A 12,101-nucleotide genomic window follows, 5' to 3' on the forward strand; every position below is an offset into this window, starting at 1 on the left:
ACCTCTCAGCAACGGGATCGTGCGTCCCTTGGCAGAAACAGAACAGCGACGGGTGAGTTCCTGACTGCGGGGACCGGAATCCCCTCTCACAGTGGCGCGACCGTGCCGGATTCTCACCGGCTTCCTCGGTCCCGTCGCGGGGTCAGTCAACCACCCCCGGACCCGGGCGTCGAGGCGCCCCGCTCCCACGCACCGTCGCCCGGTCGCGCAGGCACCTGGACGCCGACGGCGTACGCCATGGTGGACAGGCGGAAGACCTGTGCGGCACGCCAGATGGGCAGCGTGCCGTCGGTGTCCCGCGCGCTGTCGGGCCGGACGGTGGAGCTCACGCACACGGTGTAGCACCTCGGGGGCTGCGCGCGCGCCCGCTCGCTCGGGTCCGTCACCCGACCGTGGCACAGGTAGGCCCGAGAGCCACAGGTCGTCCTGTGGCTCTCGGACCTACCTGCGTCAGGGTGGGTCAGGGGGCACGGACGGGCAGTGGGACGTCCGCGACCGGCTGGGGCACGTTCTCGGTCGACGTACGCGCGAGCACCGCGGCGCCGATGGCGAGGACCGCGAGACCCGCGACGCCAGACACCATGAACGCCGGACGGACGCCCAGCAGGACCCCCAGCAGTCCTCCCAGCGCGATGGCGGCGGTCGACGACGTCTGCATGAGCCCGTTGACCGCCGCGGACACCCGGCCGCGCAGCTCCGACGGCGTGCGGATGATGAAGAGGGCGCCGAAGCTGGTGTTGGAGACGCCCACCCCCGCCCCGACGACGACGAGCAGACCGAAGTACGCGATCACCGTGGTGGCCACGCCGAGGACTCCGAGCGCAGCGGCCGCGACCGACAGACCGGTGAGCATCGCCCACGCGCGGGTCCGATCACGCGCGATCCGTCCGGCGAGCGCTGCGCCGGCGACCGTGCCCACGCCCGCGGCGATCTCGGAACAGCCGAACTGCGCGGCGCTCACCCCGATGTCGTGCCGCGCCAAGGAGACCTCGAGGACGTTCAACCCCTGCAGGACCACGACCAGCGGCACCATGCAGGAGAGCAGGCACCAGAGCAGTCGGTCGCGGCGCACCGCGCCCAGGTCGGGCATCAACAGCTGCCGGAGTCCGGGTCCGATGGCTTCGGCGGCCAGGGCCCGTCGGCGCACCTTCAGCCGCAGCGCCACCACAGCCAGGTAGAGGTAGCAACCGGCGGCGACCAGCATCGCGCCGCCACCGCCGACGGAGCTGTAGAGGACTCCGCCCGCCCCAGCCCCGACGGGAGCCAGCGCCGCGGTGAGTGCCTGCTGCGCGCCGACGGCTGCGCCGACGCGCCCCTCCCCCACCACGATCGGGACCAGCACGCTCCACACCGGCGCGACCAGCGAGGTCCCCACGCTCAGCAGCGCGATCGCCGCACAGGTGAGGGCGAAGCCGGGCACGGTGGCGAGCACCAGGCAGGCAGCGACCTGCGCCGCGATGCCCACCGTGAGCACGCCTCGGGAATCGCGATGGTCGGCGGCTCGCCCGATCGGGCCGGCACAGAGGATGGCCGGTACCACCTCGGCGAGGAGCAGCACCATGATCCGGCCCGAGCCTGCCCCCTGCGCGGTCAGCCGGAGCAGCTGCACGATGAGCACCATCCCCGCCCCCGCGGCGGCGACGGAACGACCGACGGCCAGCCTGCGGAAGTCGCGAATGCGCCAGACAGAGGCGTGAAGGATTTGTTTCATATTATGAAGTTACTGCTTCACGTCGTCGTCTGCAAGAGTTGTAGCCATGGATCTGCGCATCTTCACCGAACCCCAGCAAGGCGCGTCGTACGACGACGTGCTGCGCGTCGCCCGAGCGACCGAGGACCTGGGCTTCGACGCCTTCTTCCGTAGCGACCACTACCTGCGGATGGGTGACGGCAACGGAGCGCCCGGTCCGACCGACGCCTGGATCACGCTGGCCGGACTGGCGCGGGAGACTTCCCGCATCCGGCTCGGCACACTCGTCACATCAGCGACCTTCCGCCACCCCGGTCCGCTGGCGATCTCCGTGGCCCAGGTGGACCAGATGAGTGGCGGCCGGGTTGAATTCGGTTACGGAGCAGGCTGGTTCAGCGCCGAGCACGCGGCGTACGGGATCCCCTTCCCACCGGTGAAGGAGCGCTTCGACTGGCTCGAGGAGCACCTCGCCGTCATCACCGGCCTGTGGTCGACGCCGGCGGGCGAGACCTTCTCCTACGACGGTGCGCACCTGCAGCTGCACGATTCCCCGGCCCTGCCCAAACCGGCGCAGGACCGGGTGCCGGTCATCATCGGCGGCCACGGCAAGCGACGCACGCCGGCGTTGGCGGCGCAGTACGCGACGGAGTTCAACGTGCCGTTCTCCAGCCTGCCGGACACGTCCGACATCTTCGAGCGGGTGCGAGCCGCCTGCGCCGAGCGCGGCCGGGACGCGGGCGAGCTCACCTGGTCGGCCGCACAGGTCGTGTGTTGCGGCAGAACCGAAGAGGATCTTTCACGACGCGCCACGGCGATCGGCCGCCCGCTGGGCGACCTGCGTGAGCACGGCCTCGCCGGTACGCCGTCCGAGGTCGTCGATGCGCTCGGCCGGTTCGCCGAGGCGGGCGTGCAGCGCGTCTACCTGCAGGTGCTCGACCTCGCCGACCTGGATCACCTGGAGGTCATCGCCTCCGACGTCCTGCCGCAGGTCGGCTGAGCCATGGCGCGTCGGGAGCGAACGGAGCGCACGCTCACCGATGTCCGTGCGCTGCGCGCACTGGCGCATCCGGTGCGTCAGCAACTCGTCGAGGATGTGCTGAGCACGGACGAGCCTCTCACGGCGACGGAGGCTGCGGCCCGGTGCGGGATCACCCCGTCGGCGATGAGCTACCACCTGCGCGCGCTGGAGAAGTGGGGGATGGTCGAGCGGGTCGACTCCGGCGACGGGCGCGAACGGCCGTGGCGCAAGACCGCGGACGGGTTCAAGATCGACAACTCGGACGGCGCCGACATGCCGCTCGCCGAGCAGGAGACGGTGGTCACCGAGTTCCTGCGCTCCGCCACCCAGAACCTGGTGTCCGGGATGCGTGAGGACGACGACTCGCTGACGCTCTGGCGCGCGAGCCTGCTGCTCACCGAGCAGGAGACCAACGAGCTGGACGCTGAGCTCTCCCGGCTTGTCGACAGGTACCGCGACCTGCACGAACCCGGCGACCCGGGCGTGAAGCGGCGTCGTACGTTCTGGCTCAATGCCTCCGCGGAGCCGCGACCGACCGACTGAGGGCCGCCCCCGTCGTCGAGCGGAGGGGTCCGGCACAGAGCGGAAGGGTCATGTCCCTTCCGCTCGAGCGTGAAGGCCTCCGCTCGATGGCGAGGAAGGTGCGCGGTCAGTCGAGGGCGGCGCGGTAGCGGACGACGGCCTGTTGCACGAGCCGCTCGTCGGCGCCGAGGGGTGCGGTGACGAGGTCGGCACCGGCGTGGTGCAGCTTGTCGTGGAAGTGTCCGGGGCCGAGCAGGTAGGCCGCGATGGCAACCCGGCTCGCGCCGTCGGCACGCAGCCGGGCGACCGCTTCGGGGATGCTCGGCGAGCTCGCGGATCCGTAGCCCAACAGCACCGGGCCGGACCCGGCGCGGCGTTCGGCGAAGAGAGCAGCGGCCTGCTCGGCGTCCCGCGCCGCCTGCGGCCGGCTCGAGCCCGCCGCTGCGAAGACCACCGCGTCGCTCGGCTCGACGCCCGATTCGGCACACCGCGTGATCATCGTGTCGGCGAGCAGGGGCGCCGGGCCGAGCGCACTCGTCGCCCGGGTGCCCGGATGGGCATGGACCACCCGGTCGATGTCGACCTCGACGTGGTAACCGGTCGAGAGCAGCAGCGGCACGATCACGGGCGGGTCGGACGCGTCGTACAGATCGGCGACGACGTCGCCCGGGCCGGGTGCCTGGACGTCGACGTACGCCGCCTCGACGCGGACGCCAGGTAGCTGCCGGCGGGTCGCGGCGAGCAGATCGAGCACGACCTGCTGACCGGCCGGGTTGGCAGTGCCGTGCGCGCAAAGAACGAGCGGCGGCGTCCGGATCGCGTTGTCGTTCAGGAGATTCCGAGATCGCTCGGACCGTACGCCCACAGGTAGGGCACACCGCCGTCGGCCTGGATCCGCTCGGCGGCACCGGTCGCGCGGTCGGCGATCACCGCGACGGCGACCACCTCTGCGCCCGCCTCGCGCGCGGCGGTGACCGCGTCGAGCGCGGACCCGCCGGTAGTGGAGGTGTCTTCGACGATCAGCACCCGGCGACCCTGGATCGAGGGACCCTCGACGCGTTGCTGCAGCCCGTGCGACTTGCCCTGTTTGCGCACCACGAACGCGTCCAGCGCCCGGCTGTCGTCGTCGGCGGCAGCCGCGTGCAGCATCGCGGTGGCGACCGGATCGGCGCCCATGGTGAGCCCGCCGACCGCGTCGTACGCGAGATCGCGGGTGAGGTCGAGCATCACGCGGCCGACCATCGGGGCGGTTAGCCCCGAGAGGGTGATCCGGCGAAGGTCGAGGTACCAGTCGGCCTCCTTGCCGGACGACAGCGTCACCCGGCCGTGCACGATCGCTCGCTCCTGGATCTGCTGCAGGAGGTTGCGGCGGTCGACTTCCACGGAGTGCGTCACGGCGAAGGAGCCTAGCCGGGGTTACTTCTGCGGGCGGTGGGCGGTCGCCAGGCGGCCGCGGCGTACGAGCGGACGCGGGACCGTGCGCAGCGCGGTGGTGATGACCTTGTACTGCAGCCCGGGCACCGAGATGACCTTGCCCTTGTCGACATCGGCCAGGCAGTCGCGCACGAGCCGGTCGGCCTGCAACCACAGGAACTCCGGCGAGCCCTTGTGGTTGATGCCGGCGCGCTCGTGGAACTCGGTGTGCGTGAAGCCCGGGCACAGGGCCGTCACGGTCACGCCGGTGCCGGCGAGCTCACCGGCGAGGGACTCCGAGAACACGGTGACGTAGGACTTGGCGGCCGAATAGGTGCCGGAGGCCATGAAACTCGCCACCGACGACACGTTGACGATCGCGCCGTGGCCGCGTTCCTTCATCGCGAGCGCCGCCGAGTGCGAGAGCACCATGACGGTGCGCACGAGGATGTCGAGCGAAGCGATCTCGTCCTGCACGTTGTTCTCCAGGAAGCGCTTCTTGAGCCCGTACCCGGCGTTGTTCACGAGTAGATCGACGGGCCGCTGCGGTTCGCTGAGCCGCCAGGCGACCTTCTGCACGTCGAGGGGATCGGTGAGGTCGGCGGTCACCACCTCGACGCTGACGCCGTGCCGCGCCTCGAGGTCGGTCTTGAGGGCCTCCAGCCGGTCGGTGGAGCGCGCGACGACCACCAGGTCGTAGCCGCGCTCGGCGAGCTGGGCGCAGAACGTGGCGCCGATGCCCGCACTGGCCCCGGTGACGAGGGCGGTCTTCGCGTGGTTACTCATGGGTTCGGAGTGTAGGCAGCCTGACGCGCCCGACGTCCGGTCGGCGCCCGCCCAACGGGCTCGAGGCGAGGTCCGGGACGGTTCACGCATCGTTCACGCCGGGTTCAGCAAACGACGGTGGCGAGCGCGGATGCACAGTCGTTAGACAGGCCATCATGCGAACCCTCACGACATTCAGCCGGTGGAAGCGACGGGGCGTGACCGCCGTCGTCGCCACTGCGCTGGTCAGCGGCGGCCTCGCGGCCACGTCCGCGGCGTCCACCCCCACGGTCCAGAAGGGCCTCACGATCTCCAGCACTGGCCTGCGTCCCGGGCAGATCAAGCACGTCTGGCTGATCATCCTGGAGAACAAGTCGTACGACGCGACGTTCACCGGCCTCAACCAGAACAGCTACCTGTGGAAGACCCTGCCCAGCCAGGGCGTCCTGCTGAAGAACTACTACGGCACCGGGCACTACAGCCAGGACAACTACATCTCGATGGTGTCCGGGCAGGCGCCCGAGCAGGACACCCAATCGGACTGCAGCGTCAAGGACTTCGATTTCGGTAGCAACAAGGACATCGTCAAGACGGGCGTCGACCGAGGCCAGGTCGCCTCACCGGCGAAGGCGAACGCCGCCAACGGACTGAACGGCTGCACCTACCCCCGCGACACTCCGACCCTCTTCAACCAGCTCGACGCGGCGCACGAGAGCTGGAAGGGCTACGCGCAGGACCTGGGCAACCAGGCCGGCCGCGAGGACGCGGCCTGCGGCGGTCCGGGCACCTCGGCGAACGACCCCACGACCAACCCCCGCTACATGAGCGCCGACCCGGCACACCCGCTGCCGCCGGGCGTCACCAGCCTCACCGGCGCCCAGGCGAACGACCAGTACGTCGCCAAGCACTTCCCCTTCCCGTGGTTCCACGGCGTGACCGGCACCAAGAACGCCGACGGCAGCACCACCCCGGGGTTGACGACGCCGGCCGGCGGTGGCTCGGACTGCGACTCCAAGCACATCGCCAACCTGGACAACTCCGGCAACGGGCTCTTCCACGACCTGCAGAAGTCCTCGACCACCCCGGCGTTCTCCTGGATCACGCCGAACAACTGCAGCGACGCGCACGACGCGATCTGCAAGGGCAACAACCTGTCCGGGTCCTTCTCCTCCACCGGCCAGCCGATCTACCAGTCGCCCACCCCGAACCCGGAGTCGACGACGCCGAAGAACTACACCGGCGGTCTCTACGCCTCCGACCTCTTCCTCAAGTACTACGTGTCGATGATCGAGAAGTCGCCGGCCTTCAAGGACGGCGGTCTGATCGACGTCACGTTCGACGAGGCCAACCCGCCGTTCACCTACACCGGCAACAGCTTCAACAACGCCAACTCCTACGGGCCCACCCAGGGCGACCAGCCGAACGCGACCGCAGGCATCACGGCGGACGCGGCCGGGCAGAACATCAACGGACGCAACGTGAACACCGAGCCGACCGGTCCGAACTCCACGCTGCAGACCGACGCCTCGGGCAACCAGCTCTTCCCCGGCCCCGGCGACAACGGTTTCATCGACCGACCGCCGACCTGCACCCAGACCACTCCCACCCGAGTGCCGGCGAACTGTGTGCCGGGAATCGTTCGCGGCGGCTCGGGTGACACACCTGGAGCGCGCACGGACGGCGCAGCGGCGGGCGCGAGCTCGTCGTACGTGCTGGACAGCTCGATCGTGGCGGACGACACCGGGCGTGAGGTCACCGACACGACCGACAAGACCGGTCCTGGCGGCGCGAGCCCGATCCCGGCGGGCAGTTTCGTCGGCACGGTGAGCGACACCGGCCCGCAACCGGCCGCCTCGCCGAAGGGCTCGGTCATCGACGGCTCCTTCCAGCTGGTGGACGAGAACGGCAAGCCCGTCACCCCGACCGGTGCGGTGAGCTCGGTCTCGCTCAGCGCCGAAGGTGCGCCCGGCCAGCTGGCCGCCGGTCAGACGGCCGACCCGTTGTACGACGCGAAGGACGCGACGCCCGGCGGCGGCGACACCGGCAGCGTGCTGATCAGCCCGTACATCAAGCCGGGCAGCTCGAGCACGACGTACTACAACCACTACAGCTGGTTGCGCACCATGGAGGACATCTTCGGTGTCGGCCAGGGCAAGGACCACACGCCGCTGACCGTCGGCACCGTGTCGGGCGGGCTGGACGGCAAGGGCCACCTCGGGTTCGCCGCCCAGGCGGGTCTGACGCCGTTCGGTCGCGACGTCTTCAACAACGCTCGGCGCGCTTGGTGAGCGACGCACCGGCCCGCAGGCACGGCGCATACGCGCGTCGTACCTGCGGGCGCGTCGCCCTCGCGCTGGCCGGCGGGGCTCTCACAGTGGCTACGGTGGCCGGCTGCGGATCGGCTGGCTCCGGTCACACCGCCACCCATCCGGCGGCCCCGCAGACCTACGGGAGCCTGCCGTCCTGGCTGCCGCCGGACCCGGTCCGCGCCGGTGATGTGGCGGTCGGCACCCCGACCCGTCCCGCACTGGCGGCCCAGGGCGACACGGTCGACGTGCGCCCTGCATCCGGGGGCACGGTGCGCGCCACGGTCGTCGGACCGGCAGTCCCCGCCGAAGGGCTGCCGTACGAAACCCCGTCCACGACATGCACCTTCACCGTGACGCTGCACGCCGGCGCGTTGCCGGTGCCGGTGCGGGTGTCGGACTTCGGGACGAGCGATCACCTCGGGGCCACCTACGCCGTGCGCCTCGCGGGGTCACGCAAACCGCCGGCGGTGCTGGCCGCCGGGCGGTCGACGACGTTCCAGCTGCGCACCTCGATGCCCACGGGTGAGGGCGTCATCAAGTGGGCACCGGATGGGCGCCGTGCGGCGGTGTCCTGGGACTTCGTGGTCGAGACCGACTGATCCCGTCCAGGGACAGAGAAATGCTCGAGGGGTGGGGACCTGTCCCCACCCCTCGAGCATGTTCCACCCCCTCGGTGAAGGGATCACGTACGACGTACGACCCGACGTGCAGCCACGCCGAGGAACGGCAGGAGAGAGCGCGCCGACCGGGGCCGAACGGCCGCGCTGCCGGTGACGACGCGACCGATGACCGACCGCTCTCCGTCCCCGATGCTCACGATCACTCCGCGAGGGCCCTCGACATCGAGATGAAGCTCGGCATCGGCCATGGCGCGGGCCAGCCGACCGATCGCACGCGGACCGCTCACGTCCCCGACCGAGTCCGGCAACGACGCCTGGGTGAGCGCGGACCACATCGCCTGGGGGTGCTCGCTGTGAAGGACCATCCGCCGACCATCACCCGCGAGATGGGAGAAAACGCCGTCGATCTCGATGTCCAGATCGGCGGTCACCGAGAGCGGCCGTTCGCGACTGCCCTCGGTGCGCGTCACTTGGCGGTGGCCTTCTCCAAGGTGGTGATGCGCAGGGTGCCGTTGAGCTTCCAGGAGGCGCGCGCGGCGTCCGCACCGGTGGTCTTCGGCACCTCGACGGTCATGTCGACGAACTGGTAGTCGATCGCGGCGCCGCGACCGGTGAGGTAGGACCACAGGTCCTTGCCCAGGTCGGCGAAGCTGGTGACGTCCGTCGGCTGACCGGACGGCGGGGTCGTGTGCTGGCTCATGGATGCTCCGAACTCGAAAGGATCGCGACAGTCGAACCGCCGCACCGGCACTCGAACGGTGCCAGACATTTTGTACATTAACAGACAATTAGTTCACTAATTTGCAACTTGTCTTCACACCACCTGCAAGGAACTCGAGGACAGGTCGAGTACGAAGACCACCACGGCTACGACGCGTGGAACGGCGACGAGCGCACCATGCGTCCGGCAGGTGCATCGATCAGATGCTGGACGTGGCGGGCGCGTGCGGATCCCCGAATGCGGCCAACGATGTCGGCTGCCACTCGCGCCAGGTGCGCAAACGCTCTGCGTAGTCCTGCTCTATTCCTTCGAGGGCGCGGCCGAACACGATTCGCTGCGGCGGTTCCTCGGCATCGACCACAGCGAGCATCGCCTGTCGCGTCGCTGTCGGATCGCCCAAGAGCCAGCCACCGCGGTCGATGCCGTCGCGCACCACGTCGTACTCGGCTATCGACGCGCTGCGGCGCAGGCCGCTGCTTCCGAATCCGGTGGCGTAAGGCCCGGGTTCGACGCAGGTCACGCGGATGCCGAAAGCCGCCACCTCCAGTCGCAGCGACTGCGACAAGCCCTCGACCGCCCACTTGCTGGCGTGATAAGCCCCGAATTGCGCGAATGCCGTCACACCACCCTCGCTGGTCACCTGCACGATGTGGCCGCTGCCCTGTGCGCGCAGGGCGGGCAGGACGGCCTGCGTCACCCACAGCGTGCCCAGCAGATTGGCGTCGAGTATCGCCCGGATCTCCTCGGGACTGATCTCCTCGACCATTCCGAGCTGACCGAAGCCGGCGTTGTTGACGACGACGTCGATTCCTCCGAAATGGCGCAATGCCTCGGCGACGGCGGCGGTCACCTCCTCCCGATCAGTCACGTCGAGCGTCAGCGCAAGAACCGAGTCGCCGTACAGCCGTGTCAGGTCGGCGAGTCGATCGACGCTCCGTGCCGTTGCCGCCACGCGATCACCACGTTCGAGAGCCGCTTCGGTCCATTCCCGTCCGAATCCCCCCGATGCTCCGGTGATGAACCATGTTTTGCCATTCGGGCTGGTCATTGTTCGTCTCCTCGATCGGTTGGTCGTCTCCACCATGCGTCATATGTGCTCTGACCTGTAGCGATGGTTCAGCGCATCTGCTCTGCGCTTCACGCATGGCAGGATCGACGGGTGATGGAGAACGTAACGTTCTTGGGCCTACGCGTCCTGCGACAGGTGGCCGCTACCGGGTCCTTCGCCGCCGCGGCCGTTGAGCTGGGCTACACCCAGTCCGCGGTGTCACGCCAGATGGCGGCCCTGGAGAGCGCCGTGGGCGAGCAGCTGTTCGAGCGTGGGCGACGCGGCGTGACCCTGACACTGGCCGCACAGATCGTGCTGTCAGGTGCCGGCCGTGCGCTGGCCGAACTCGACACCGCGGGCCAGCAACTGGCCGGGCTTCGCGACCGGGTCGGGGGGCGATTGGTGATCGGAGCATTTCCGACGGCTTGTTCGGTGCTGGTGCCTCGAGCAGTGGCGGCTCTGCGTGACGGGTATCCCGCCCTGACCGTGATCATCGATGAGGCGCCCACGCCGGTGTTGCTTCGCCGGATGTCAGCTGGGCGGCTCGACGTGGCGCTCGTCGCGCTGAGCGAGGAATCGACCGACCGCGACCTCAAGGATCTTGCACGGTTCCCTCTGCCGATCGTGGGCATGCATGTCGCCGTTCCGGCGGAGCACCCTCTGGCGAGGCGCCCGACGGTGCGGCCGGAGGACCTCCTCGACGAGCCCTGGATAGTCGGGGTCGGCGGTTCGGGCGATCCTCAGTTCGGCCCATGGCCAGGCATCGCGAACCCTCCTATCGCGTTCTCCGTCCGCCACTGGACCACCCGACTGGGTCTCGTGGCGGCCGGCTTGGGCATCAGTGTGTTGCCCGGAACCATGGCGGTCGCAGTCCCGCCGGGCGTGCGTGCCATCGAGGTGGACGACCCGTCCCACGCCGAACGCAGCAGCGTGCTGCTCGCGCGCAACGACGCCGGGCCCAGAACCCGCCTGGCTGTGAGGGCCCTGCTCGCCCAAGCCACCGCGTTGCGAGCCGAGCTCGTCCACTGAGCCACCCATCCGGATACCTACGCTCCCGCGAGGGGCAGGAGCAGCCCGCCCTCGATCTTCGGGTGCACGCACGTCGCGAACGCCGGTTCACCACGCAAGACCTGATCTGGCGCGGCGCACGAGTGCGCAGCGATCTGACCCGGCGGGTGTCGGGGCGGGTCATTAGGGTGGCTCGCGTGCGTATCGCGACCTGGAACGTCAACTCCGTCCGCTCCCGCATCGACCGCGTCATGGGGGTGCTGGAGCGTCACGATCTCGACGTGCTGATGCTGCAGGAGACCAAGTGCCGCGACGACCAGTTCCCGGCCATGCCGGTGCAGGCGGCCGGCTACGAGCTCGCGCACGTCGGCTACAACCAGTGGAACGGCGTGGCGGTCATCTCCCGCGTCGGCATCGAGGACGTGCAGGTCGGTTTCGCGGACATGCCGACGTACGGCGACCCGGCGGTGAGCGAGGCTCGCGCACTGGGGGTGACCTGCGGCGGCGTCCGCGTGTGGTCGCTCTACGTGCCCAACGGCCGCGAGGTAGGGCACGAGCACTACGACTACAAGCTCGACTGGCTCGAACGACTGCGGGTCGACGCGGCGAAGTGGCTCGCCGACGACCCGCAGGCTCAGATCGCGCTGGCCGGTGACTGGAACATCGCACCCACAGACGCCGACGTGTGGGACACCGAGTTCTTCGAGGGGCGCACCCATGTGACCCCGCCCGAGCGGGCCGCGTTCCAGGGCATCGTGGACGCCGGGTACGCGGACGTGGTGCGCCCGTACACCTCCGAGCCGCGCACCTTCACCTACTGGGACTACACGCAGCTGCGCTTCCCCAAGAAGCAGGGGATGCGCATCGACTTCGCACTGTGCTCCCCCGCGCTCGCCGCCCGGGTGACCGGGGCGTCCATCGACCGCGAGGAGCGCAAGGGCAAGGGCGCCTCCGACCACGCGCCCGTGCTGGTCGATCTGGACTGAG

The 12,101-nt window shown here is 69.7% G+C and carries 14 protein-coding genes and 1 riboswitch; of the genes, 6 read left to right on the forward strand and 8 right to left on the reverse strand.

Annotation, left to right across the window (positions count from 1 at the left end; translation table 11 throughout):
• Window position 1: 1 nt before the first annotated feature.
• A riboswitch (adenosylcobalamin (AdoCbl) riboswitch) is annotated at window positions 2-153 on the reverse strand.
• Both JOB34_RS09880 and JOB34_RS09885 read right to left on the reverse strand, forming a co-directional pair.
• The gene (locus tag JOB34_RS09880) at window positions 147-329 is read right to left on the reverse strand and encodes a hypothetical protein (RefSeq protein ID WP_208052559.1); all 183 of its coding nucleotides are present in this window, start codon (window positions 327-329) and stop codon (window positions 147-149) included. Its footprint overlaps the riboswitch before it by 7 nt.
• A 131-nt stretch (window positions 330-460) precedes the next feature.
• Complete coding sequence (locus JOB34_RS09885; RefSeq protein WP_208052560.1) at window positions 461-1,711, reverse strand: MFS transporter; 1,251 nt, start codon at window positions 1,709-1,711, stop codon at window positions 461-463.
• Window positions 1,712-1,757: 46 nt separating this feature from the next.
• Here JOB34_RS09885 and JOB34_RS09890 point away from each other — a divergent pair, with 46 nt between their 5' ends.
• Both JOB34_RS09890 and JOB34_RS09895 read left to right on the forward strand, forming a co-directional pair.
• Window positions 1,758-2,687: an LLM class F420-dependent oxidoreductase gene (locus JOB34_RS09890; RefSeq protein WP_208052561.1), complete on the forward strand. Its 930-nt coding sequence runs from the start codon at window positions 1,758-1,760 to the stop codon at window positions 2,685-2,687.
• Between the two features lie 3 nt (window positions 2,688-2,690).
• Entirely contained in the window at window positions 2,691-3,251 is a 561-nt protein-coding gene (locus tag JOB34_RS09895; protein ID WP_208052562.1) for a helix-turn-helix domain-containing protein, read from the forward strand.
• A gap of 106 nt (window positions 3,252-3,357) precedes the next feature.
• Here JOB34_RS09895 and JOB34_RS09900 read toward each other — a convergent pair whose 3' ends face one another.
• Genes JOB34_RS09900 through JOB34_RS09910 form a run of 3 tightly spaced genes read right to left on the reverse strand, consistent with a single transcriptional unit; the run spans window position 3,358 to window position 5,429 of the window.
• Window positions 3,358-4,095 (reverse strand): CbiX/SirB N-terminal domain-containing protein, encoded by a 738-nt coding sequence (locus JOB34_RS09900; protein WP_347813817.1) that lies wholly within the window; start codon window positions 4,093-4,095, stop codon window positions 3,358-3,360.
• The gene (gene pyrE, locus JOB34_RS09905; protein ID WP_208052563.1) at window positions 4,059-4,625 is read right to left on the reverse strand and encodes an orotate phosphoribosyltransferase; all 567 of its coding nucleotides are present in this window, start codon (window positions 4,623-4,625) and stop codon (window positions 4,059-4,061) included. Before pyrE ends, JOB34_RS09900 begins: the two co-directional genes overlap by 37 nt.
• Before the next feature lie 21 nt (window positions 4,626-4,646).
• Window positions 4,647-5,429: an SDR family oxidoreductase gene (locus JOB34_RS09910; RefSeq protein ID WP_208052564.1), complete on the reverse strand. Its 783-nt coding sequence runs from the start codon at window positions 5,427-5,429 to the stop codon at window positions 4,647-4,649.
• 155 nt (window positions 5,430-5,584) lie between these two features.
• On the opposite strand from JOB34_RS09910, the gene JOB34_RS09915 reads away from it, so the two are divergent.
• A complete protein-coding gene (locus JOB34_RS09915; protein ID WP_208052565.1) occupies window positions 5,585-7,696 on the forward strand; it encodes a hypothetical protein in 2,112 nt (703 codons plus the stop codon).
• The gene (locus JOB34_RS09920) at window positions 7,693-8,316 is read left to right on the forward strand and encodes a hypothetical protein (protein WP_208052566.1); all 624 of its coding nucleotides are present in this window, start codon (window positions 7,693-7,695) and stop codon (window positions 8,314-8,316) included. The genes JOB34_RS09915 and JOB34_RS09920 overlap by 4 nt, the downstream gene beginning before the upstream one ends.
• An 83-nt stretch (window positions 8,317-8,399) precedes the next feature.
• Here JOB34_RS09920 and JOB34_RS09925 read toward each other — a convergent pair whose 3' ends face one another.
• From JOB34_RS09925 to JOB34_RS09935, 3 genes are all read right to left on the reverse strand, one after another.
• Complete coding sequence (locus JOB34_RS09925) at window positions 8,400-8,807, reverse strand: hypothetical protein (protein ID WP_208052567.1); 408 nt, start codon at window positions 8,805-8,807, stop codon at window positions 8,400-8,402.
• The gene (locus JOB34_RS09930) at window positions 8,804-9,037 is read right to left on the reverse strand and encodes a hypothetical protein (protein ID WP_208052568.1); all 234 of its coding nucleotides are present in this window, start codon (window positions 9,035-9,037) and stop codon (window positions 8,804-8,806) included. Before JOB34_RS09930 ends, JOB34_RS09925 begins: the two co-directional genes overlap by 4 nt.
• A gap of 220 nt (window positions 9,038-9,257) precedes the next feature.
• Window positions 9,258-10,106, reverse strand: a complete 849-nt coding sequence (locus tag JOB34_RS09935; protein ID WP_208052569.1) for an SDR family NAD(P)-dependent oxidoreductase — start codon at window positions 10,104-10,106, stop codon at window positions 9,258-9,260.
• A 63-nt stretch (window positions 10,107-10,169) separates the two neighbouring features.
• On the opposite strand from JOB34_RS09935, the gene JOB34_RS09940 reads away from it, so the two are divergent.
• Window positions 10,170-11,135, forward strand: a complete 966-nt coding sequence (locus tag JOB34_RS09940) for a LysR family transcriptional regulator (protein ID WP_208052570.1) — start codon at window positions 10,170-10,172, stop codon at window positions 11,133-11,135.
• A 176-nt stretch (window positions 11,136-11,311) separates the two neighbouring features.
• A complete protein-coding gene (locus JOB34_RS09945) occupies window positions 11,312-12,100 on the forward strand; it encodes an exodeoxyribonuclease III (RefSeq protein ID WP_208052571.1) in 789 nt (262 codons plus the stop codon).
• Window position 12,101 lies beyond the last annotated feature (1 nt).

Origin of the sequence: Allobranchiibius sp. GilTou38 (assembly GCF_017565325.1) — a bacterium.
In the GTDB taxonomy this organism is placed as follows: domain Bacteria; phylum Actinomycetota; class Actinomycetes; order Actinomycetales; family Dermatophilaceae; genus Allobranchiibius; species Allobranchiibius huperziae.